The organism is Neochlamydia sp. AcF95 (assembly GCF_018342455.1).
Lineage (GTDB): Bacteria > Chlamydiota > Chlamydiia > Chlamydiales > Parachlamydiaceae > Neochlamydia.
The window spans coordinates 47,461-70,617 of sequence record NZ_JAEMUC010000047.1 but is presented as its reverse complement, the minus strand read 5'-3'; the positions used below and the strand labels follow the sequence as shown (position 1 = coordinate 70,617).

At 37.2% G+C, this 23,157-nt stretch carries 17 protein-coding genes; 6 read left to right on the top strand and 11 right to left on the bottom strand.

What is annotated here, in order from left to right:
* Positions 1-165: 165 nt before the first annotated feature.
* The gene (locus NEOC95_RS05775; protein ID WP_213152118.1) at positions 166-2,379 is read right to left on the bottom strand and encodes a hypothetical protein; all 2,214 of its coding nucleotides are present in this window, start codon (positions 2,377-2,379) and stop codon (positions 166-168) included.
* Positions 2,380-2,509: 130 nt separating this feature from the next.
* Between NEOC95_RS05775 and NEOC95_RS05770 the strand changes: the two genes are divergently transcribed.
* Positions 2,510-3,103, top strand: coding sequence for a DNA-3-methyladenine glycosylase I (locus tag NEOC95_RS05770; RefSeq protein WP_166157605.1), 594 nt, complete (start codon positions 2,510-2,512; stop codon positions 3,101-3,103).
* A 95-nt stretch (positions 3,104-3,198) separates the two neighbouring features.
* On the opposite strand, the gene NEOC95_RS05765 is transcribed toward NEOC95_RS05770, so the two are convergent.
* Both NEOC95_RS05765 and NEOC95_RS05760 read right to left on the bottom strand, forming a co-directional pair.
* Complete coding sequence (locus NEOC95_RS05765; protein ID WP_213152117.1) at positions 3,199-4,056, bottom strand: DUF2156 domain-containing protein; 858 nt, start codon at positions 4,054-4,056, stop codon at positions 3,199-3,201.
* The gene (locus tag NEOC95_RS05760; RefSeq protein ID WP_166157599.1) at positions 4,053-4,520 is read right to left on the bottom strand and encodes a YybH family protein; all 468 of its coding nucleotides are present in this window, start codon (positions 4,518-4,520) and stop codon (positions 4,053-4,055) included. The genes NEOC95_RS05765 and NEOC95_RS05760 overlap by 4 nt, the downstream gene beginning before the upstream one ends.
* A gap of 236 nt (positions 4,521-4,756) precedes the next feature.
* On the opposite strand from NEOC95_RS05760, the gene NEOC95_RS05755 reads away from it, so the two are divergent.
* A complete protein-coding gene (locus tag NEOC95_RS05755) occupies positions 4,757-5,041 on the top strand; it encodes a hypothetical protein (RefSeq protein WP_166157596.1) in 285 nt (94 codons plus the stop codon).
* Positions 5,042-5,172: 131 nt separating this feature from the next.
* Positions 5,173-6,255: an F-box/LRR-repeat protein gene (locus NEOC95_RS05750; RefSeq protein ID WP_213152116.1), complete on the top strand. Its 1,083-nt coding sequence runs from the start codon at positions 5,173-5,175 to the stop codon at positions 6,253-6,255.
* A 603-nt stretch (positions 6,256-6,858) separates the two neighbouring features.
* Here NEOC95_RS05750 and NEOC95_RS05745 read toward each other — a convergent pair.
* From NEOC95_RS05745 to NEOC95_RS05730, 4 genes are all read right to left on the bottom strand, one after another.
* Positions 6,859-8,373, bottom strand: a complete 1,515-nt coding sequence (locus NEOC95_RS05745) for a S10 family peptidase (protein WP_213152115.1) — start codon at positions 8,371-8,373, stop codon at positions 6,859-6,861.
* Positions 8,374-9,148: 775 nt separating this feature from the next.
* The gene (locus NEOC95_RS05740) at positions 9,149-11,467 is read right to left on the bottom strand and encodes a hypothetical protein (RefSeq protein ID WP_213152114.1); all 2,319 of its coding nucleotides are present in this window, start codon (positions 11,465-11,467) and stop codon (positions 9,149-9,151) included.
* Between the two features lie 238 nt (positions 11,468-11,705).
* On the bottom strand, positions 11,706-12,347 hold the full coding sequence (gene pncA, locus NEOC95_RS05735; protein ID WP_213152113.1) for a bifunctional nicotinamidase/pyrazinamidase: 642 nt from the start codon (positions 12,345-12,347) through the stop codon (positions 11,706-11,708).
* Positions 12,348-12,350: 3 nt separating this feature from the next.
* Positions 12,351-13,853 carry a nicotinate phosphoribosyltransferase gene (locus NEOC95_RS05730; RefSeq protein ID WP_249270185.1) on the bottom strand — a complete coding sequence of 501 codons (1,503 nt, stop codon included), beginning with the start codon at positions 13,851-13,853 and terminating at the stop codon, positions 12,351-12,353.
* 133 nt (positions 13,854-13,986) lie between these two features.
* Between NEOC95_RS05730 and NEOC95_RS05725 the strand changes: the two genes are divergently transcribed.
* Positions 13,987-14,742, top strand: coding sequence for a hypothetical protein (locus tag NEOC95_RS05725; protein WP_213152112.1), 756 nt, complete (start codon positions 13,987-13,989; stop codon positions 14,740-14,742).
* A 378-nt stretch (positions 14,743-15,120) separates the two neighbouring features.
* Entirely contained in the window at positions 15,121-17,007 is a 1,887-nt protein-coding gene (gene lepB, locus NEOC95_RS05720) for a signal peptidase I (RefSeq protein ID WP_213152111.1), read from the top strand.
* 473 nt (positions 17,008-17,480) lie between these two features.
* Here lepB and lpxK read toward each other — a convergent pair whose 3' ends face one another.
* The 3 genes from lpxK to NEOC95_RS05705 all read right to left on the bottom strand — a co-directional run bounded on the left by lpxK (position 17,481) and on the right by NEOC95_RS05705 (position 20,451).
* Positions 17,481-18,593, bottom strand: coding sequence for a tetraacyldisaccharide 4'-kinase (gene lpxK / locus NEOC95_RS05715; protein WP_213152110.1), 1,113 nt, complete (start codon positions 18,591-18,593; stop codon positions 17,481-17,483).
* 45 nt (positions 18,594-18,638) lie between these two features.
* Entirely contained in the window at positions 18,639-19,238 is a 600-nt protein-coding gene (locus tag NEOC95_RS05710; protein WP_166154557.1) for a D-sedoheptulose-7-phosphate isomerase, read from the bottom strand.
* A gap of 742 nt (positions 19,239-19,980) precedes the next feature.
* The gene (locus NEOC95_RS05705) at positions 19,981-20,451 is read right to left on the bottom strand and encodes a hypothetical protein (RefSeq protein ID WP_213152109.1); all 471 of its coding nucleotides are present in this window, start codon (positions 20,449-20,451) and stop codon (positions 19,981-19,983) included.
* A gap of 732 nt (positions 20,452-21,183) precedes the next feature.
* Between NEOC95_RS05705 and NEOC95_RS05700 the strand changes: the two genes are divergently transcribed.
* Positions 21,184-22,410 (top strand): hypothetical protein, encoded by a 1,227-nt coding sequence (locus tag NEOC95_RS05700; protein ID WP_213152108.1) that lies wholly within the window; start codon positions 21,184-21,186, stop codon positions 22,408-22,410.
* Positions 22,411-22,495: 85 nt separating this feature from the next.
* Here NEOC95_RS05700 and NEOC95_RS05695 read toward each other — a convergent pair whose 3' ends face one another.
* Positions 22,496-23,155, bottom strand: coding sequence for an RluA family pseudouridine synthase (locus NEOC95_RS05695; protein WP_213152107.1), 660 nt, complete (start codon positions 23,153-23,155; stop codon positions 22,496-22,498).
* Positions 23,156-23,157 lie beyond the last annotated feature (2 nt).

The following is a 23,157-nucleotide window of genomic DNA, read 5'->3' as shown; positions in this document are numbered from 1 at the left end:
ATGTTTTTTATAAAAAATTATTCACAAAATAAGTGAGAGAAAAAAGGATCTGCCGCCCTTACCAGCAGGAAAAAGAGATTTCTTTAGCCTTTTTCTTGCAGCCTCTCTCGTTTATCTCCTTAAGAAAGATCATAGCTTTATTGTTGAATGATGAGGTGGGATAAGCTACGTTAATTGAATATCTAGCTTATCTATCTCAAAAGTTTCCCCTATCAGCCCTAGGTCAAAAACCATTTCTTGCAAGGCTTCATGGTTTTCATAAACTTTTTGAGGGCAAGAAAAATGGAGATGAATTTCAGAGAAAAAAATCTCAAACTCGGTATGCATAAGTTGATGCGGATAAGGGAATTTAAAAGAATAAAGCTGAGTCAGTATAGCCTCATTCTCAACAATCCCATCCCTTCTTAGATATTTAAATTCGCATGTTTGCTGGTTAAAAACCACATAAATTTGATTTTTTTCTTCCTTGGAGGAAAGCCGAGGAGTTTTAAGAGATAGTTTTTGCTGACGGAATTTACTTCGTCTCGTATTTAGCATGACATTACTAATCAAATAAACAAGATTTTGTTGAAGAAAGTTATAACTAATTTTTAAATAAATTAAAGCTTTATCAAGAGAGACTTTCTTGCCAAAGTTTTCTTCTACTTCCTTATTTAGCTCTTCCCTATCTAGAAGGTGTAAATTTATAAGCACCTCATAAGCTTTTTGTAGATCAGAAAGTAGGCTTTTTTCTTCTGAATAGAGGTTTTTTAGCCTCTCGATAAGAAATTTAAATAAGTGAGGATTACCAAAGAAACGAGTACTGAATATTTCTAATAAAGAGTAGAAGCGTTCGGCAGCTGTCTTTCCTGCTATAGCAAGGGTTTGGCCTTCCTCATATAAATGGATAATGTTATCCTCTTCTACCAAAATGCGTTCAATATCACTAAAATTTTTTAAAGGGTTTGTTACTAAATTATCGATCACCCTCTCTTTTAAATCTTGCTTGGAGGAGACCTCGCTTTCTCTTAATTTTAAGTTTTCAAGTAATTTTAAATGAATAAATTCTAATTGAGGATTTAGCTGCTTCTCTAGGTGCTCTTCAATCAAGCTAAGAGTTCTAACTAATATTTTTCCTATCAACTTTAAAGGCGTAGTATTGATGGTGGATAAAAGTGAAGTTGCATTTTCCTTTATTAAATAGACAATTTTTTCGGCAAACGTTCCCTTCAAGCACTCTTCCATTCCCAACATGGGATCAAAAGTCTTAATATGTTGGCTAATTTTTAGTAAAGTGGCTTTATGTGCTTCTAAAGCAAATTTCAATTGCTTTAGGTAAAGATAATCGTTGGAAATTTTTGCATATTCTAGGGTTTCCCTGGATTCTATGCTTATCTCCTCTTTCTTCCTCAAGGTAATATTTAAAGAGGAAAGGGAAGAGAAAGATGTACTTGGCTTCACCTCGGGTGAAAAGGAGATACTTCGGGGAGGAGACGAAGAATGATTTATTTTAGCAGTTCCCTCTGCCCTAAAAGATTGTATTCTTTCTTGTATGAGATAACTTTTTTTTTCAAGTCGGGTGATATTATTAAATAACTCTGCTGTATGAGGGGCATATTTTTTAATAATTTTTTTATTACGTTCAGTCATCAGCTCTGAATCCAAAAAGATTTTATCCTTTAAAAATTTTTGGACCAAATTTAAAAGCCTCGTTTCATGCTGGGAATCCCATAGGGGGAAAGCCTTGTCTGCTGCAAAGGCGGAAAACTTCTCAGATTCCCCACAAAATTTTTCTAAAGCCAACTTTAAAGTTTTTTCCGCTTCTTTTAAGCCTTCCGAATAATATATCTTTTCTTCAGAGGCTTTTATAGCCTCGTAGCCTAGTAAACGTAAAGATAGCAAAACAGCATGCAAAGGGAGATTCCTAGCTTCTTTTAAAGAAATTATACTTTCCTCGCTTTTAAAAAAATCATAAATGTTTATGCCCTCAGGATTAGGTAAAAAATTTTTTATACAATCACTCGAGCCGGATGAATTACTTGGAGAATAGGTACTTAGCTCAAAGCTAGTAGAAGAGTTTAACCTAGGCGCTAAAGAGGCTGGATCCCAACACACGTTATTCAGGAGCGGGCGAGAAGGCAGTGGATTTTTTAAAGAAGATTTTTCTTCCTTCTCTTTCTCTTTAGAAGTTAAACGTTCTTTTTCTAAGTTACGCTTCCGTACACTAGCTGTTATTTTTTTCTTAGTCTCCCCTTTTTCTTGTTCTTTAGGCGGCGTAAAAAGAGTGATAAGATCTTGTACCGACCGATGTTTTCCTTTGGTAGAACCAAGAGCATCAAAATCTTTGCTGGTAAGATTATTTTCTTGGCTTTTATGTGTAGAATGAGGAATAGTATTCATCTAGCGCTCTCTTTTTAAATTCATTTTATATATGCTTAATTTTCATGTTATATACAAGTAATTTATCTTTATAGCAAAATGAATACCTAAGAATAAAACATTTAAAGAATTTTTTATCCCCTGAATTTGAATGAAAAAAGATTTAACTAACCCACAAGAACGCTCAAGATGTGCTTGGGTGCCCAAAGATCATCAACTTTATGAAGAATATCACGATAATGAATGGGGTGTCGCCGTCCATGACGATCTTAAGCATTTCGAGTTTTTAGTTTTAGAGAGTGCCCAAGCCGGTCTCAGTTGGGAGACGATCCTTAAGCGCCGTCTAAATTATGCCAAAGCCTTTGCTAATTTTAACTGGCTAGAAGTAGCTAAGTTCACTCAGGAGCAAGTAGAAGATCTAATGAAAAATCCGGGGATTATCAAAAATCGTTTAAAAATTCATGCGACCATCCACAACGCTCAAAGATTCATGGAAGTACGTGAAGAATTTGGGACCTTTGATGCTTACGTTTGGCAATTTGTAGGAGGGAAAACTAAGAATAATTACCGGAAAAGTATCAAAGAAGTTCCTGCTGAGACAGAAGAGTCACGAGCCCTGAGTAAGGATTTACGCCGCCGGAATTTCAAATTTGTAGGCCCTACTATCATGTATGCTTATATGCAAGCAGTGGGTATGGTTAACGATCATACACAAGACTGCTTTTGCTATGTCCATGAAACTTAATCGTTGCGTATTAATAGACGAGGAATAAAAAGTTTTATCTGCTATGCCTTGTTTCTTAGCTTTTTCTTTGCTTTGGTAGTTTCTTATGTCAATCTTTATGAAGCTTTCCATTTAGTTAACAATAGATCAGGATTGTATGCAATTTTAGCTTGTCTAAGAGTAGGAATCCCTAAATCTTGCTCCAAGTTGATCCACTGCACACTCTCAGGTAGGTTTAATGCAAAATCTCGATAAAGATAGGGTGTCGCCCCTTTAGTTGTGGTTAAAGCTTTGGTGAAATGCAATAAAGCTGTCTTTGGAGTCAGAAGTTCACCCAGCGTAAATCCAAAAGCTTGGCCATCAGCATATGCTATTCTTCCAAAAAGATGGAGTTTTGAGATTAACGTTAATGCTTCTAAACAAGAGTAGTAGTCGGTTGTTTCTTTAGAATCTTTCCTTTGCGATTGCCATTTCTCCAGTAGCTCCAAAGCCTCTTGTATGTTTTCCTCTTTAATTTCTTTAGATTCAAGAAAACATTTATTTTCTAGCTGATTTAATAAATTTCTTCGGCTGCTTAATTTTCTACCCTGTAAGGTTTGCAGTTTGGATTTGCGAAAAAGATAGTCTGTATCGGCTCGGCAGGAGGCCAAAGACATATTCATCTTTTGACACTCTTCTGCCCAAGCATCCGGCAGAGGAAAAAAACTGCAGATGCAGCCTGGCACAAGCTGGGAAAGTTTAAATTTTACTTGCTTAGGAGGCACACTAGGAATGACAAAACACTCATTATTCTGCAATCTTCCTTGAAGGCAGGGAGTTGAGCATTCCACAAACTGATAAGCATATTTTTTTCGGAATAAAAAAGCATTGGCAAAGCTATACTCGGCAAAACGCAAGTCATAGGTTACACATAGATCTCGCCAAGCCGGCGAGAGAAGAGGCTGATGCTCTAATGCAAGGGGTCTTATAATCATTCGACAGACTGAGGCTGAAATTGATACATTCTAAGGCTTAAAATTTTCCATTGCTCTTTATTCTTTATTAAAATATACACGGCATGCTGCAAAATCGAGTTAAGAGGATCATTTTTATCCCCTTTATTCAATCTGACTGTGCTATCGACTATTACAAGCTCAAGATTTAATAAACGAGCCGCATCTAGCGATTGACTAATCGTACTTTTTCCGTAAAAACCAAGCTTTCCAGATTCAAAGTGCTTCTCAAGTTGGGTAGGATTCATGATCCAGCGTCCCTGGGGAGTCATAAAATCTCCTTGGGTACTCCATAAAGACATTAAAGCTTTTGTGTTATGCGTATTCCAAGCAACATCAAAAGAATGTAAAAAATTGTTAATCTCCGTAGAAGCAAGAGGCAATTCATTCTGAGCAAATAAAGAGGTACTCGCCCATAGGAATAAGCTAAATAAAAAGCGTGCCATCAGTTCCTCCCTTTTTGTTTACCTTATATTTTAAAATTTATATTCGCAATCAGAAAGGTGTGGATAATAAATTTTTTATTACTTTAGCTATTTTAGTCTCCTTCCTTGCAGGGGATAATTAAGCCTAAGTCACATGCAACTTTAATAGTCACCCACTTTTATATTTGCGAGTTAAAGGTCATTTTTCCAACTATTTCCTTATCCCATACCTCATGTTAACCAAAAAAGTAGGATAGGTGGCGCCTGGTGCCAAAAGTCATATCCACAAAATATTGCCAGTAAGCATTTTCTACCCATCGCTACACTACATTTTCATCAGAAATTTTTTACATGGGTTACAAGGCAAGAAGCCCTACAACAAGGATAGTGAAAAAGAAGCCAAAGCCTTTATTAAGCTCCTACAGCAAGAGTTTTCGTGTCCAAGCGATGCTAAACGCCAATTAGATAAGTTTGTAAAAAAACTTAAATATATGCTAAGCAACAACCTTCTATATCTAGCTATCGCCTACAAAGCACAGTAGCTTGCTCTTTGCTTAACAGCCCCCCCCCGGGTGATAAGGATTCGAATTGATTTGACTTGCTTTTTAATTTTTTTATATTGTCTTTAAAAAATAAAAATACTGAAAAAGTTATTACTACCCCAGGAAATAAAATGCATCATATCTCTTCAGCCTCTATTGAAAGCTTACCCAATGAATTGCTACTCCCTATCTTAGAGGCTTGCGCAGTTCCTTCCTTATTTAGTGTCTGTAAGAGATGGCATCATCTGCTAGCTACTGAATTCATGCCTTCTCTTTATAAAAAAATAGCACAGCTTCATTTCCCAAGGGGAGATGCTACTACCCAGCAAACTCTTATGTTAGCTAAAGTTTATCAACTCAATCATGTACCTACCTCTACTGAAAAAGTCTATCTATCTTTTAAACAAGTTTTTACCTTATCTAAATCTATTTCTCCTTTAGAATCTAAAGAGAAAACAGAAGAAAAAAAAGGCTTAACGCTGGCTAATTACTCTTACTATCTTGTAAATATTAATCGCCTTTTACTTTGGAAAAAACTTCCTGGTGGGAGAGAATACTTGAGCCGAGCAGAAATTAAGCACTTGCCTCTAGAGAAAAAAGGAGAGCTACTTAGAGATTGGATTGAGGAAAATTGTAAAAATACCACGACTTTATATTTATCTAGCGCAGGCTTATCTAGCGTAGGCTTGACTTTTTTACCTCCAGAAATATTCCAGTTATCTCAGCTGCAAATCCTTTACTTAAGCCGAAACCATCTTACCGCTCTGCCTGCAGAAATCGGGCAGCTATCTCAGCTGCAAACGCTTTACTTAGATCAAAACCAGCTCACCGCCCTGCCTGCAGAAATCGGGCAACTGACTCAGCTGCAAAAGCTTTACTTAAATCAAAACCAGCTCACCCCCCTGCCTACTGAAATCGGGCAACTGACTCAGCTGCAAAAGCTTTACTTAAATCAAAACCAGCTTACCAGCCTTCCTGCAGAAATCGGGCAGCTATCCAAGCTGAAAGGGCTTTACTTAGATCAAAACCAGCTCACCGCTCTGCCTACAGAAATCGGGCAACTATCTCAGCTGGAAGAGTTTTACTTAAATCAAAATCAGCTCACCAGCCTTCCTGCAGAAATCGGGCAACTGTCTCAGCTGCAAAAGCTTTGCTTAAATCATAACCAGCTCACCAGTCTGCCTGCAGAAATCGGGCAGCTATCCAAGCTGTAAAAGCTCCACTTAAGTGGCAACCTGCTTACCACCCTTCCTATAGAGATAGGTCAGTTATCTCAGGTTAAACATCTTCATTTAAACAGCAGCTAGCTTACCATTATTCCTATAGAGATGAGACAGCTATCGCGACTGCAATTGCTCTTCTAGAACAATCAGCTTACCTCCCTTCCTCCAGAGATTGGACAGCTATCGAAGCTGCAATGCCTTAACTCAGATAATAACCATCTTACCAATATTTCCTGGAGATAGGGCAAATTTTTCAGCTTAATAGATTTTCCTTAGGATACAACCAACATAGAAGAATTTCTTCTAAGAGGAGATTTAACCTTTCAGGAAATTGCCTCATTTCTGAAGGAAGGGAAGTAAGCTAGTTGTTTTTTAAACTAGACACTTGTAATTGAGGAAGCTGCTTTATCTTAAAGTAAAAGTAAGATATAAAAACTCTTACGAAGGTAATCTCGGCAATAAAGCTCCTAAACTAGCATAGAAAAAGCTCTAACACCCTAAAATAAAAAAGCTTTTTCCTCTTATGAGTTAGATGAAATACTTATGCAAGATGGTAATAAAATAATCATGCTTCCCCTAGTTTTTGTGATAACGCTATAGTTTTTTCATCCATTGGCTTATATCCTCCTTCATTTTAATCAAAGAAAATTTTTGAACATACATCATATGCCCAGCCGGGTAATAATGCATACTGGCCCGACTCTGTAAGTCTGAGGCATGCCGTAGATGATTAAAAGTATAGTCAGTAGCAAAAAAAGGGGTAGCTAAGTCATAGTAGCCGCTTCCTACAAATACTTTTAAAGCTTTATTTTGGGTCATTACGTTACGCAACGCAGCTGACATATTTAAAAATTGATTGGTATATTTACTATAATTCCAAGTAGAATGAATATTTGCTAAGATCTTATATTCTTGATCATTTTTTATCTTAAGCTCTTTTCTAATGTACTGATTGAAGGCAGCTGTAAAAGTTCCTGCAATTGCATCAAAGCTCGGATCATAGCTAGGATAATCGTTACATGGATTTAAGGCTTCTCCTTTAAAGCGAGAATCAAAACGCCCTACAATCAAACCATGAGCTCTTAATAATTCTTTGGAAAAGCGTTGCGGGCTAATCCGCAAATTAGCCTTTTTGATAAATTCAGGCGATAATCCTGTATAATCAGCCAATTGAGCTACAATCTTAGCATGCTCATGGGCACTTAAACTATCTCCTTTCATTAAAGCCGAGGTATAATCTGTTAAAGCAAAGTCTTTAACCATTTCCAATGTTTTATCTAAGTCTCTTTGTAAGTTTTCCCCTAGCTTTTTATGATACCATGCAGTAGCTGTATAAGTAGGTAAATATAGGGGGTAAGGAAGATCATTCCCTTCATTATAATCATTGAGCGTTTGAAAGTTTAATACAGACGAGATAAGAATCATCCCATTTAGATAAATATTTAGCTCGTCATGCAAATAACCTGCTAATCCTGCTGCACGCGTCGTTCCATAGCTTTCGCCTGCTAATAGCTTAGGAGAATTCCATCTTTCGTATTGCGTAATAAATTGACGAATGAACTCACCCAGTGACTCAATATCTTCGTCCACTCCATGAAATTGTTTGGCATCTTCTCCAGAGGTCACACGGCTATAGCCTGTAGAGATCGGATCGATAAATACCAAATCCGCTACATCTAAGAGAGAATGAGGATTATCAATCACTTGATAAGGAAAAAGGCCCTCTCCTTCATCGCTTAGAAGGATCCGGCGAGGTCCAAAAACACCTACATGTAACCATATAGACGAAGACCCTGGGCCTCCATTAAAACAAAAAATAAGAGGACGTTTAGCTGGTTCTAAAACCTCTTCTTTAAAATAAGCAATATAAAAAATAGTAGCTTTCGGCTTCGAGTGATCATTCCTAAGCAGGATGTTTCCAGCGATTGCTTTGTAAGGGATTGCTATATTATTAATTGTTATTTGATGTTTAGTTTCAGAAATTGTTTCTTTAAGAGAAGAGGTTATAAGTTCTTCCTCTTTTTTATCTGCCTTTTCTTCTGCAAAAAGAGGAAGATGAGCCGTGCCCGATATTATTCCAATCAGTGCCCATAAAAAAATTTTATACATACTCGCCTTTCCGTTTTTATTAAGCATTTTATAGCATGGAAAAAAATGAAGGGCAAGTTCTAATAAAAATAAGAAAGGAATGAACAATTGAAAGGTAAAGCTAAAAATAACAGCTTAACAGGAGGCCCTATATTCTATAAAAGAGCTGTAGGCTTTTTGGAATCAATTTTCTGCCATAATAAAAGTGCTTAATAGGAATAAGGTAGATTATCCTTTTCTTCTAGGCATCTCAACCGCATGGATTCTCTATCCTCAAGAGCCCATAAATTATATTACACTTTTTATCTTGCGAAATTACTTCTCTGCAAATTGGTAGAGCAATCTGATCTCTAGCCATGGGACGGCCGTGCTGTAGAAGCTAAAAAAACAGATCTTCCTTTTGCTCTCTGCAAGATTTGCGAGCTAATTTATATGCTGCTGAGCCATTCTTTATGCAAACATATGCTCAATAAAATTCATGTTTTGATAAAAGAAATATGTTCTAAAAGGTAATTCTTTTTTAGATTGGGCAAAGGGAGTTTGTTTAAACACCATTATTTTACTTTAGCAATTTTTGGTAAGCGATCACAGGAGACAAAGCTGCTTAAAATCTTAATCCACAGAAGATAATGTAAGGCAGAAAGTGCAATAAATAGAGAATAGCTATTTACAAGCATTTTTGACTTTGTAAATACTCGCATAATCACATTTAAAGCTAGGCTTACCCGTGATCGCTTACAATTTCTGACAGTTTTTCTTTTTTAGCCCTCTTTTCTATTAAATAAGTGATAAGCCTCTACTCATTCAAATTAGTTTGAATTTGATGCCTATCATTTTGGCTAGCAACATCAGTATGCTCTCCTTTATACTTATTAACTTCTCGCTCGGCTTCTTTCAAGAGTGTTTTCAACGTCTCAACTTCTCTTTCTCTTTCAGCCTCTTTGTCAATTAAAGTACCAAAAACCTCCCAAAGCTTATGCTCCTCACACTGCTGCTTAAGATGCAGAGCTTGATAGCGCTCTTCTTGATAATTAATCCCATTTACTCCAAGGTATGTCTCTCGAATGCGCGTCTTATTAGACCTATATCTAGCAGCTACCTTTTTAAAGACTTTTTTGTTTTGCCTTAATTCTTTTTCTAGCTCTTTAAATGTAAACTCTATGGTTGAAAGAGGTCCATCCATATACTCAGCATTAGCATTCCTTATGCGCTCATGACCCTTAAAGATTATTTGAGCAGAATTTATATCGTCGTTATTAGATAAAATAATAGTGATATCGGCATAGTTTTTATCAGAGAGAATAGCTTTATTATCTATAGACAAATTGTTTTCATGGCCTTTGGGCAAGTCTGCTCTTTTTATCCACTGTTTAAATAGTACCCTTTTACCATCTGACCTTTCATACATCTTTTTCATCATTTTATGAAAAGCTTGCTCGCGTATATTTTCTAAGAGGGAAAAGTTATTAGACTTCCTTAACCATAGCTGCTCATATAGCCTAGGAACTTCAATTTCCTCATGATGTTTTTTTAATATCTCTTTATCCTTACTAGACAGTGACTGGGTATTACTTTGAGCTAATCTACTTTCAACCTGGCACTCTCCAGCATTTTTTGCTGACTCCATAATCGCCTGGTCGATTGTTTCATCATTCTTTAGGTCATATGCTGAGTTTTTAGAAGAAGGGCTGATAAATCGGCGTTTCAATTGCCTGGTAACTATATCTTTTAATTTAGAAAAATGCTCAATGGAAGAAAAATCTTTTCGATCTTTTGCCCTTCTAAGACGCTTTACTACTTCTGCGGTTGCAGCAGTCATTCTTTGCTTAAGATGATGGCTTGCCTGCAAAGCAAAATCTTCCAATTCTTGGCGTGCAGCCTCATTAAACTCATAATCTTGATTCTCGATAATGTGGCGAATATAAGCAATTGATAAATTCTGGTTAGTACGGCGAGCGGCCTCTAGAAGCGTCTCTTGTGTTTTAATAAATGCTTTTATTTCTTGATCGATTGCCTCAATTTCGTCTGCAGATAAATTTTTGCCTAGCTCTTCTGCTTTTGCTTGTAAAGCTCTCTCAATTTTTCGATCATAATCGATACACTTCTGCTCTTTCAAGATAGTATGAAAATATAAGGTATAGTAAGTGTCTCGGGTAGCTTCTACTCTGGCCTTTTTCATCTCTCGAATTGAAATAATTGAGCTTATAGTCTGACTAACTTCTTCAGGGGTAAGATTCCAGCGATAATAGCCAGCCATATAAGCATGATAAAGACTAAGGGACTTAAAAGCGAAAGGTTGATTTTTTAGCCTCCCATCACTTCTCCAATTAAAATAGTAAGTTAAAAATGGATAAAAATCTGGCGCTAATTCTTCCTTAAATATGAACGGAGCGTTTAAATTCTTCCAATATTTAGCTTTTATTAAATCCAATTCAGCTGAACTTAAAGCTCGGCCTCGTTGCTTTTCGTAATCAATTTTAGCTTCTTCACGTTTCTTCTTTGTAGCTTCCTCGATAGCTAAGCACAGCCGATTTTTACCTACTATCCCCTCTTTGATAGCAGATGAAGAGGCTAACAGATACTCTCTTAGCTTCTCTTCCGTATGCTTATCAATCCTCTTCCTGATTTTTTCTCTATAAGGTTTTGTACATTCCACCTTTTTTAGATGCATGATAACTTTATTCTTGCGCTTTTGCTTAGCAAGCTCTGGATCACAAATCAAGCCTAACTGATGATGGATCCATAAATTAGTCTTAACCGAAACAAAGCCTACAATCAGAGAAGAAAAAAAGCCAAGGCTGTAGTTAACTACCTTTAGAATGCTTCTTCCTAGGTCTCTAGCATTGGGGCAATGAGAAACAACAATAGGTAAAACTCGTATACATTTGCGTCGAAAAGTAGCAGCTGGGCGATCTAATCCTGTTAAAGGTATTGCTCTCCGCGCAAGAGAGGCTCCCCCTGATAACATAGAGGAGGCAGGCACAATGAGAGCTAGTAAGGGGGAACGTAAGGTATTAAAAAAGACTCCTTGAAGATCCAGCGCAAGCACCCCCAAATTAGCAGCGCGCGCTCGTCCAGCTGCCCCCTTCTCCTCCCATTTAGAGATTTTATTCATAAGGCTATTGAGAGGATTAGAATGAAGCCAACTGCAAAATGTAGACACTGTCATATTTCCTCTAGTCATACTTCTTCAACCTATAAATTTAAGCAGAAACCTTTAATAACGAAATCTAATATATTTAATTATTAAAAAAAAATCAATCGATAGATGAAATGCTTTATAAAATATTAGTAATTGTTCTTTTTCAGCTTTAATCAAGGATGCTTTGCAGCCTTTAATTAATGTTTTATTGCTATTGCTGCGAGCTCAAAGCTAATATTTTAACAACATCTTTTGCATAAATAAGAGAGCCACCCGCTTGCAGAATTTCATTTAAGTGTTTTTCTTCAGCTGCCGGCAATGAATTAACAGGTTTGCATGCATCAATAATTACATACACTTGATAATTTAAATTTAAAGCATCAAGAGCAGAGTATTTCACACAATAGTCGGTAGCCAACCCTACTAAAAAAACTTTTTTAATTCCTTTGCTTTGTAAAAATTTATGTAATTCTGTAGCTTTGCTTCTTCCATTATCAAAAAAAGCGCTATAGCTATCCATTCTTTTATCCGTGCCCTTATAAATCACTTTTTGTACTCGATGATCATCCCAGCCTGCAGAAAATTGCGCTCCTACCGAATTTTGCACACAATGTACAGGCCATAAAACTTGCTCTAAACCACCTATATTGATCACCTCTTCTACCTCTTTTCCATGAGAAGAGGCAAAGCTCACATGATCGAGAGGATGCCAATCTTTTGTAGCTACAATTACCTCAAAAGGATAGCGTATAATTCTATTAAGATTAGGGAGAATTTTTTCAGCCTCTTTGACAGCTAAAGCTCCTTGCGGAAAAAAATCGTTCTGAACATCGATAATCAGCAAAGCTGTCATAAATTATTCCTCTTTTATACCTTTTTTAGTAAAGAGAGAGTCCTGACAAATTTGGTGGCGTATGTGATTAACTACTTGACTTTTGTATGCATATAAAGATTTCTCCATGCCCACCAGGTAAGGGCAAGGGTGTTTTAAAAGCTTAGAATGTTTAGGAAACTTTTCGAGGGCTTGAAGAGTGCTTTCACGAATTTTCGCTAGCTTAGGCAATTGATATACACATTTTCCTTGGCGGAAAATAGGCACTAGCAGTTCTTCGCTTTGCAATCCTTTTTTTAGAACAATTTGTTCAGTCGAATCCTTAAGGTTAATAAGACAAGGTTCAGGGCTCACGGGCATATTTATATCATAAATCATGTCAGCAATAGGAGAAGAACTAGTATTGCGAAAACGGCGCACTTGCAAAATCCCAGGATTAGAAATTTTTATCATCTGTTCGGATAATTTTAATTTATATTTCCAAGGCCCCTCAGGATCGCGCAAAGCCGACAGCTTGTAAACACCATCTAGCGCTGGGTAATCGTAAGAAGTAACTAATTGGGTGCCTACTCCCCATACCCCTATTGGCGCCTTTTGATATTTAAGTTCACTAATTTGGGTTTCATCTAATTCATTACTTGCCACAATGACTGCCTGAGAAAAACCGGCTTCATCTAACATCTTTCGGCTCGTATGACTTAAATAAGCTAAATCTCCTGAATCTAGGCGTATACCATGGAAGGTTTTACCTTGGCTTTTTAGCCACTGGCCTACTTGTATAGCTTTTTTTACTCCTTCAAGGCTATCATAAGTATCTACAAGAAAGAGGCTATTAGCGGGCATACTTTGGGCAAGAGTCTTAAAAGCTTCTAATTCATCATCAAATACCATTACCCAGCTATGCGAATGAGTGCCCTTAACCGGTATGCCAAATAATTTTCCTGCTAAAACATTTGAGGTTGCATCACATCCCCCTATATAAGCTGCTCGGCTAGCTGTAAGACTGCCATCGAAGCCTTGAGCTCGCCTTAAGCCAAATTCTAATATTGGGTCATTATGCGCGGCAACACGCATTCGAGCGGCCTTAGTTGCTACTAAAGTAGGAAAATTAATTAAATTTAGTAAGGGACTTTCTAAAATTTGACATTGAATTAAGGGGCCTTGAATGCGCAATAAAGGCTCATAGGGAAAAACAAGAGTACCTTCAGGTATTGCATCTAAATGGCAAGAAAACCTCATCTTAGATAAATATTCTAGAAAGTCACTTGGAAAAGCAGGTGCTCCCTCAGGATTTTCTAAGCTTGCTAAATAGCTGAGATCGCTAGAATCAAAATGAAAATTTTCTATAAAATTTATGGCGGCTTCAAGCCCTGCTGTAACAGTAAATCCCCCCTGAAATGGAGCACGGCGAAAAAACAGTTGAAATACGGCCTCTTTGTGCTCCAGGCCAGCTTTCCAATATCCATAAGACATAGATAGCTGATATAGATCTGTGAATAAGCCAACAGATTGATTATACGGTTGCAAACCTATTTTTCCTCCATTTAATGGGCTTTCAAATAAACAATTTTAGCATACAAATTTTAAGATGTTTTATTCTACCGTTAAAAATTAAAGCAAGATAAGATATTCTAGGATAAGTTGATTAATTAGGAAAAGTATGCATAAAAATTTTTACAGTTTTTTAATCTTCCTCTTTTGCGGCTATTTTTTTCAGTTAAATGGGCAAGAGCTTTATTTAAAAGATAAATTGAGAAAAGCAAACTCTGGGGATTATATTGTTACTTTGCAAAATAAAACTTATACTTTTTTACTTATCGACACTTTTGCCTCCCATGAAATTTCTTTAGAAGAGATTACGGTTCCTAGCCAAAGCATTCAATTAGAAGGATTTTCATGGAAAAAGTGGGCTGAACAAAATGCTCCTGGGCATACATCCTGGGTGCGATACGTGATTGATACTACTTCGGGGCATATATCTGAATATTTTTCTTATACAAAAAACGGATGGTATACCTTCCCGGAGGGAGAAAATTTTTTATCCACTTTATTAAATTTAAAACTTTATAATATTCCCCTTAAAGAACGGAGGAAAGTAGGGCCGCCTCCTCCTTCTCAAGCTAGCGATAGGAGACCTTACTGGCAACCTAAATTAATTTTCGAAGGAAAGATCATCCCAGGGATAAGTTTTGAAGCATGGCGCGCTTTTTGGCCGAAAGATGGTAGTGAACTATCGGGCAAAATCATTGAAATTTATTTACCCCAAGTAGCGGGTATTTATCCTTCTTATTTTCCTTATTGGTTACAAGTCAGCGGAATTATCGGGAAAGCCAAAATTCACATTATTGACAGCGGTAAAGGAGTGCATGGTAGAGGAGCTCCTGCCAAAGAGAGGCCGCTAAGGAAAGCTGGCTAAGTTATCAACAAAAACCAAGCATTTTCCACTTTTTATTTTTAGAATTTTTTTCTTGCCGACAATCTACCCACACTTCTTCTTATTTCATTTATAATCAAACGCTTATTTATCTTTTCTTGTATTTTTTAGTCTGACATTTTTTCCAAAATTTTGTTGCAATTTTCGTTATAAGAAACTTTTTACACACACCTTTTAAACAAAATTTCCACAGAATTAGTCCTCCTAGCTCTCTATTTTTAGGGCATAAAGCGTACAAAAAGCATACAAAAAAAAGAAGTTTAGGCGCTGCTCGCAAAATTTAGAAGCGTTCTTATTTTTATATTTGCTTTTGGTGAGCATTTTATTTACGATGCTAATCTTTAAAAAATTAGGGATTCCATGAAAATTTATACTCTTAGCAAATCCCGCTCCATTCTTGTAGCCGGCTGTAAAAGCTACAAAAGAAAACATAAGGTCTTATCGTTAGAGCAAAAAGCTACCTTAGAAAACCTTTTAGAGAATTTGGATCAAGCCCTTCTTCAAAAAAATAAAGAAGAAGCTAGTAAGCTGGCACATATCCTAGAAACGTATAACCAAGTAACTTTAAAAAAATCCCTATTTGAATACCTCCGAGAATTTAGTGTAGTTATCCTCGTCGCCTTATTGATGGCCACCCTTTTACGCCAGCTAGTATTTGAAGCCTATGAAATACCCACAGGTTCGATGCGACCTACTTTTCGAGAACAAGATAACGTGTTAGTTAGCAAAACAAGTTTTGGTATTAACACCCCTTTTACGACAGGTCATCTCTATTTTGATCCTTCTCTTGTACAAAGAACCGGGATCGTAATTTTTTCAGGGGATAATATTGATTTGCCGGACACTGACTCTCACTACCTATGGCTTTTTCCTTATAAAAAACGCTATATTAAACGCTGTATGGCTAAGCCTGGAGATACGGTTTATTTTTATGGCGGTAAGATTTACGGAATGGATAAGAATAAAACAGATCAGGTAGAGCTACGTAATAGCCCTTGGATAAAAGATTTAAGCTATATTCCTTTTTTTTACTTAGAAGGTTTAGTGACGCGTCCGAAAAAAAATCAGTTTGTTTTTAATCAAATGCACCAATCCATCGGTCGTATGACTATCCTCCCTTCCAATCAGGTAATTGGCGAAATATACAATGGCAAAGAATGGATTAAAGATGAGCCCCTTGCTTCAGGAATCCCTCATCAGGAGATCAAGACCTATAGTGATTTTTGGGGATTTCGCAATTTTGCGCTCTCTCGTCTTCTAAATCAGCAGCAGCTAACGGATCACAAGTTGTTTAATAAAGATGAAGTTAGCCAAGGCCTCCTTTATTTAGAAATGCGGCATACGCCTTGCCTTAATTACCCGGAAACGCTTTTCCAACAAAGTCGCTTGGGTATTAAGCCACTGGTTGGTGCTTTTACAACAATCATTCCTTTATCTCAAAAACATATCGATGTCTTAATGAACACTATGTATACGGCTCGTTTTGTCGTGCGGGAAGGACGCGCTACACGCTATAGCTACAATTCTTCTAGCTTAGCTAAGGATAGCCCTTTAATGCCGACAATCCCTAACGGCACTTATGAGTTCTACAATGGTATTGCCTATCAAATAGGCCTTGCAAGCCTGGCTTGGGAACTTCCTAGAAACCACCCTATTTACAGTCGTGATCCTGCTCATGTTCAGCTACTATACAATCTTGGCATGGAAATGAGCACTCATTATGAACCTACAGCTGCTAACCCATTTTTATATCCTGCCCGTTATGCCTATTTTAGGGACGGAGCATTATGCACCTTAGGGGCGCCCATTTTTATGCCAGAAGATCCTTACCTTCTTGCCTTTAACAAAAATGAGAAAGTGCGCGAACAAAGAGCTTCAAAAGCTGCACCCTATATTGCTTTCAAGGATCATGGAGCTCCTTTAAAAGAAGATGGCTCGTTAGATAAAGATTTTATTGAAACTTTTGGCCTAAAAATTCCTGAAGGATACTATCTAACTTTAGGAGACAATCATGCCATGAGCGCCGATAGCCGCGTTTTTGGCTTTGTACCAGAAGCTAATTTACAAGGCGCTCCTGATTGGATTATATGGCCGCCAGGGCCTCGGTGGGGTACCCCTCCTCAAAAGCCCTATCCTTGGTTCAATACTCCTCGTTTGATCGTGTGGACAGTTCTTAGCCTAATTAGTATCATATGGTATATGCTACGCTCCTATCGCTTGAAGAGATCTCTCTTTAAAAGATTATGAAAAAAATTAAGCTGTTTTTTAATAATACGTTCTTGAACCACCTTTTATCAGGTATATGATTACATAAAGAGTTGCTCGCAAGCACATTATTTTTAAACGATGTAATATGCTTAAAAAACTTAATCGACCTATTAACCCTCTGGAAGCTGTCTTTCTACTTAACGATAAAGGCTTTATAAAGTAGGGGATTGCATAAGAAGTAGCTTAAAAGCATATAATTAGAAGAGCTTCTTGCCGCTTCTGGCTGCCTATGCATACTAGAGCTACTCCATGGACTACCCTCGAAACGAAAAATTTAAAAGATAAGATGCAAATATCCTTTAAACAGCCAAAAAATGCATATTGGTTTTTTAATTTAGCAAGCTCTCCAGCTAGCTTAAAAAGCAACCGATATTTCTTGATCTTTTTAAATAAAGCCTAGGATTTAATGAATATCCATTAAGCTAGGGTTTAGGAAAGCTAAAGATTCAAATTTATATCCTGCGCTTAATGTAGTGTTTGGTTTTTTCTATAAAACCCTCCCAATGAATTTTTCCTTCAACAATTCTTAAAGTCATCTTTAACCAACCGATTGGCTGGCCAGCTAGAGCTAATTCATCAAGTTTTACCCTATCTTTCTCCGTGCATAAGATCCACTCCGCTCCCTTTGCCTTAGCTCTTTCACAAAATTGGATTAAGCTTTCAGTAGTAAAAGTTAAATGATCTAGCATAAATTCGGTATCCACAGGCTCTGCTCCTAATTGCTTCACAGTTTGATAAAAATAATCAGGATGAGCGATTGCACAAAAGATTCCGACCTTTTTTCCTACTAGCTCCGCTAATGGCTGTCCCTGTAAATCCAATACCTCTGCAACTTCCATTTTCGTGGCTATTAAAGGAGCTTCTGAGAACTTACGAATCTCTTTTGCTATTAACTGAAACTGCTCTTTATCTTGTAGATGATTAAGAACAATCAAATCTGCACGGGAAAGAGAAGAAACAGCTTCGCGCAGGAAGCCACGGGGTAGAAAGTACCCCTGGCCAAAAGGATCTAAAGCATTAATGACTACAATCTCATAATCGCGAGCTAATTTACGATGCTGCATACCATCATCTAGTAGAATTAGCTGGGCTCCTGCCCTAACCGCCATTCTGGAGGATTGCTGGCGGTTTTTACCAACAATGATATGAGCTTTTGGTAAATTCTGAGCTAAAAGGTAAGGTTCATCCCCACAATAAGCTGCAGGATGTACAGGTCCGTTGCCATAACTTAAAATCACAGGTAAAGGAAGATGCTCGGCTTTAGAACGATAACCTCGCGATAAAATAGCAATAGTAAAATCATTGGAAAAAGCTTGTGCCACCATCAAGGTAACGGGGGTCTTACCAGTCCCTCCCACCACAATATTGCCAATGCTAATTACCACGGGCACAGGAGCATGATACTGCTTACAACAACCTTGATCAAACGCCCAATTGCGGCCAGCTATGATCAGTTGGTAAATCCAGCTAAGAAATCTAAGTAAAGTTTTAGCTATAAAAGCCAAAGCCCCTTGCTTTTTACCTTGAATAAGATCAACCAAATAGCGCTCTAGCTTTTTTAACATACAAGTTTAAATCATAAATTATAGGGTTATGAAGAGCCAATACTTTTATTTACCTAAAGCGGATGCTGAAGAATAAAAAAGCCTATTTTCTACCAATTCAATGATGATATGGATAGCTGCCATGTGTGCCTCTTGAATTCTATCAGAGGTTTCAAATCCATCAATAATTATTTCTAAATCTGCAATACCTTTTAACCGCCCGCCGGTCTTTCCTAAGAAGGCGATTATTTGCATTTGATAGAGGCGAGCTGCTTCAAAAGCTTTAACAATATTCAAAGAATTTCCACTAGTGGTCAAGCCAACAAATATATCGCCAGGCTTTCCCAACGCCTCTATCCCCCGAGAAAAAATATTTTCATAACCTAAATCATTTCCCACACAAGTAAGATGACCAGGCTCTGACAAAACAAGAGCTGGCAAAGCAGGTCGTGTCTGCCGAAAAACTCCTGTAAGCTCCTCTGCAAAATGTGCGGCATCACATAAACTACCACCATTTCCGGCAATAATCAGTTTATTTCCCCGACTAAAGCACTCGGCAATCAAAGAAGCTGCCTGCTGCAGGAAAGCTTGATTATGAGGTAATAAAAGCTTTTCAACTGCCTGGATGCTTTGCCGGATGGCCGTAAGGACCTTAGAATTAGACATTATTTTTCTCAATTTTTAATAACATTCATCAAATGCTAGCAAGCTTGCCTATTTCAAATCAAGAAAGGAAAAAGTAGCTCTGCAGCTGCTGTAAATGAAAATTTTAATATCATAACAATCTGAGGAGAGTTGATTCATAAGCAAAGGTTTTCTCGACGCTTGTTGCTGCCTATTGTTTTTATATTAAATCACACCTGTAAAATCAGCGGGTTAACTTTCATTTTAAAATTTTTATATCAATAAGCCTCAGAAGTTATTAGCCGTGTATATATGCTATCGACAAATTAGGGAACAAGAAAGGTGGCAAAAAATTTCACGAAGCATTTTTTAGAAGAGCTAAATTGAATAAAGAAAAGGTTTAACACCCCCCAGAATGAAGATTTTAGCTTCCACACGCAAGACTTGTTATGTTTTTTAAGATAAATTTCCTTAGGCTATTTGTAAGATTCTAAGTAAGCCCTCATTTGAAGAATCAGGATCGAAGAAGAAAATCATTCGACCAAGTTAACCTCTATTGAACCATGCCATGGTATCAGCAAATAGGGAGCCATCCTTGGCTCAAAAATCTTAAGTTTGTATACCGGCTCCTCTGAAACCTACCGCTCTACTTACAAAGTGACACTATAAAGTAAAGGATGGGATTACATAAGAAGTAGCTTAAAAGCATGTAAATAATGCTTCTTGGTCGGTAGGATTGCACATGCATTAACGCTATTTAGGATAAAATGATCATAAGATAGCTTTAACAGTTGCAATAACCACATGCATGGCAATATCCACAAGGCGTTTCATCTTCAAAGTTTAAAAGGATATGCGAACTATTTTTGCTCAATATCGTAGATATAACGTCCATAATTAGGCAAATTAAACCTCCAAGGATAGGAATACTTTCACAAACTCCTCTTGCAATCCATTTAAAGCTTCGGGTAGTTAGCGAATGTAAGTGTATAGTATTAAAAAAACGATACTCTTGGATCCCTTTATAAACTCGAAAAATCCCCATAGCAGTCCCAATAATAGGGATATAGCCTAAAACTTTAGAGGATCGTTTAGTAGTAAAACTCATTGGAAGCTTAGCGCCCGAAGGTAACAACTGGATCAGTTTGATTAAGGAGTAGCTTTCGGATTTCCAAGCAAACGGACACTCCATTTCTGACATTAGAGGCATGGGTTTTATCTCGGAGAACAGCTGAGATATTAGCTCTGCATTCACTATTGGCTCTGTCTTTGGTAACAATGAAGATATTAGCTCTACCTTCGGCAAGGGTTGAGCTATTGATGCTGCCTTTGGTAACAATTGGGATATTAGCTTTGCATTCGGCAAGCTTTGAGATATCCGTTCCGCCTTTGGAAACGTTTGAAATACTAGGGGCCTATTTGCTAATGTTTGAGCCATTGGCTCTGTTACTGGTAACATTTGAAATATCGGTTGTGTTGAGAAAATTGACATTTAATTACCTTAGTTAACCTTATTGAATAAATAATAACTATATCTACCACAAATAGTAATAGCCAGCAATTTAATTTTCAAGCCAAACAAAATATTTATTAAAATCTCTTTAAGATGTATTAGTGCTAGCACCTGTGTTTTATCCTCTGTAGGGGGCTCTAACGCAGAAGAGAAGATAGGCTCTCCCCCTCCCATCCTTCCTCTACAATTGCTTTTTTTCCATTAACCTCCTTGTAAATCCCTAGATTATATGTTGTAAAAGAAGATGCCTTTGTAAGTTAATGTGAATGATATCACCGTAAGAGCTTGTCCAAAGGCCACTATTCATGCTAAAAAGGCAATAAATTAATTTAGTTGTGGAAATGGCTGGCTATAAAATGCTATTCGAAAATAAAAGCATGCTAAAAAGAAAAAGCTATTTATCCATTTTTTTGAGAATAGATACACAAAAATTAGTTTTATGATAACCTTCGCTTAAATTCACAAAGGTATCCAATGATTGGAATTTTTCTTTCTGCACTCGCCGCCTTCTTTATACTTTTTGCTCCTTTTACGCCAATTAACCTGCCAAATGAAAATTTACTAGGCTACCTCTTATTGATCATAGGAACGGCTTTCTTTGTCCTTTTTTGTTTGACAATGGCAGGCAGTTTAATACCTCTGCAAAAAGCTGGGCAAAATTCCACTCCCTATTTATTAAGTTTATTTAAAAAAGATAAATACCTTTTAGGTATTTATAGCTGGATAGTGCTCTTCGCTCTGTTAAGCTACATGCTTGCCTTAGATACCCTCTGGCTAAACTATCTGCAAAAGAGCCACCGATTAGCTCTCTCGGTTTTTAGCTTAGGAATCACCCTAGATATTTATTATACGCTTTTAAAAAGACTCATCACTTATTTAAATCCTTTGGAACAGGTGGTTTTATTCACCCAAATAGCCAAAGAAAGCATCCAAAATGATAGAAAATCAGAGCTTTGCGAAGCTGTGGAGGCACTTACCGAAACAGCTTTAATATCTACTCATAAAATGAATGCAACTGTTTGCAACCAAGCTTTACAAGCCATGCCAAACATTATAAGAAACTTCCTATCTTCCTCTAAAAGGATAGCACATATGGCTACCGATAGTCGGGAGAAAAATTCAGATATGCACGATAAAACTAGCTATATATTGTATTATATCTTTGAACGTATCTCCCTTATTAATGAAAAAGTTTTGGCAAAAAAGCTTGAGCAAGTAGCTGCTACCTTAGTAACAGTATGGGGAAAAATAATTCTTCATTGCGCAAGATTTGATTTAACCTTGGCCAGCTATCCTCTCCGCCTTCTAAGCTGCCATGCGAAGGCAGCGATAAATCAGGGCTTACCTGATATTGGTGTTAGAGCCAGCCTGACCCTTCTAGAAATAAGTAGAAATATCTTAGAAGAGATTGAATACACCTCTTTGGATTTAAAAGATCCCTTTTTTAGCCTTATCAATGGATTGGAAGAAATTACTCAATCTACTTTCCTTCAAGATAAAAGCATTAACGTGAAGATTCTTATGCAGCCTTTTCAAGATTTGAAAGATTTATTTAAAAATCCTAAAGTAGCCACCCACCAAGATACATCTCTTATTATAAAAAACATTGACCGCGTGTTAGGAGAATATGAAGCATTAGAGCTCGTCATGAAAACCATTCCGCCACTTCCAGACATTTCAGAAGAGAAAAGTAAAATTTAAGATTTTAGGTTTATCTAGGTACCCTTCCGCCCATCTTGTCTGCAATCTATAGTTTTTTCTTCTTAAAGCTGATTATGCTGCTTGGTTACAAAAGCTTAAGCATCTCTTCGGGCAAGGTTGCATTTAGGGTAATAGACCTTCCTAAAGTAGGATGAGGAAACATTAACTCCGCGTGATGTAAAGCAATACCTGGAGAAAAACAAGGCTTTTGACTTCCATACTTAGCATCCCCCACAATAGGTTTTCCGATGGCAGCTAGCTGAGCACGAATTTGATGGTAACGGCCCGTCTCCAAAACAACCTCCACTAAAGAAGCCTGGTTAGTATGCTTAAGAACTTGATAATGTAAGCGACATAATTTTGCATCAAGTCTATTGCTCGAAACTACTAGACTTTGATAGTCATCATGCAAAAGGTAATGCTCTAAAGTATCTACCGGCTTTTCAGGAAGACCTTCGACAATTGCCAAATATACTTTGCGAAATTGTTGCTGGCGTAGTGCAGCATTTAAGCGGCTAAGAGCTTTACTCGTGCGTGCAAAAACTACAATGCCGCTTACAGATTTATCTAAACGATGGACAGCTTCTAAAAATATATTGCCCGGCTTATTATAAGTTTTTTTAAGCCAGACTTTACAAATGTCTTCTAAATTTTTTTGCTGGGTACCACTAGGTTGCGTTAAAATTCCTGCAGGCTTGCAAACAACAAAAAGATGATTATCTTCATAAAGAATTTGGGGGTCCATAT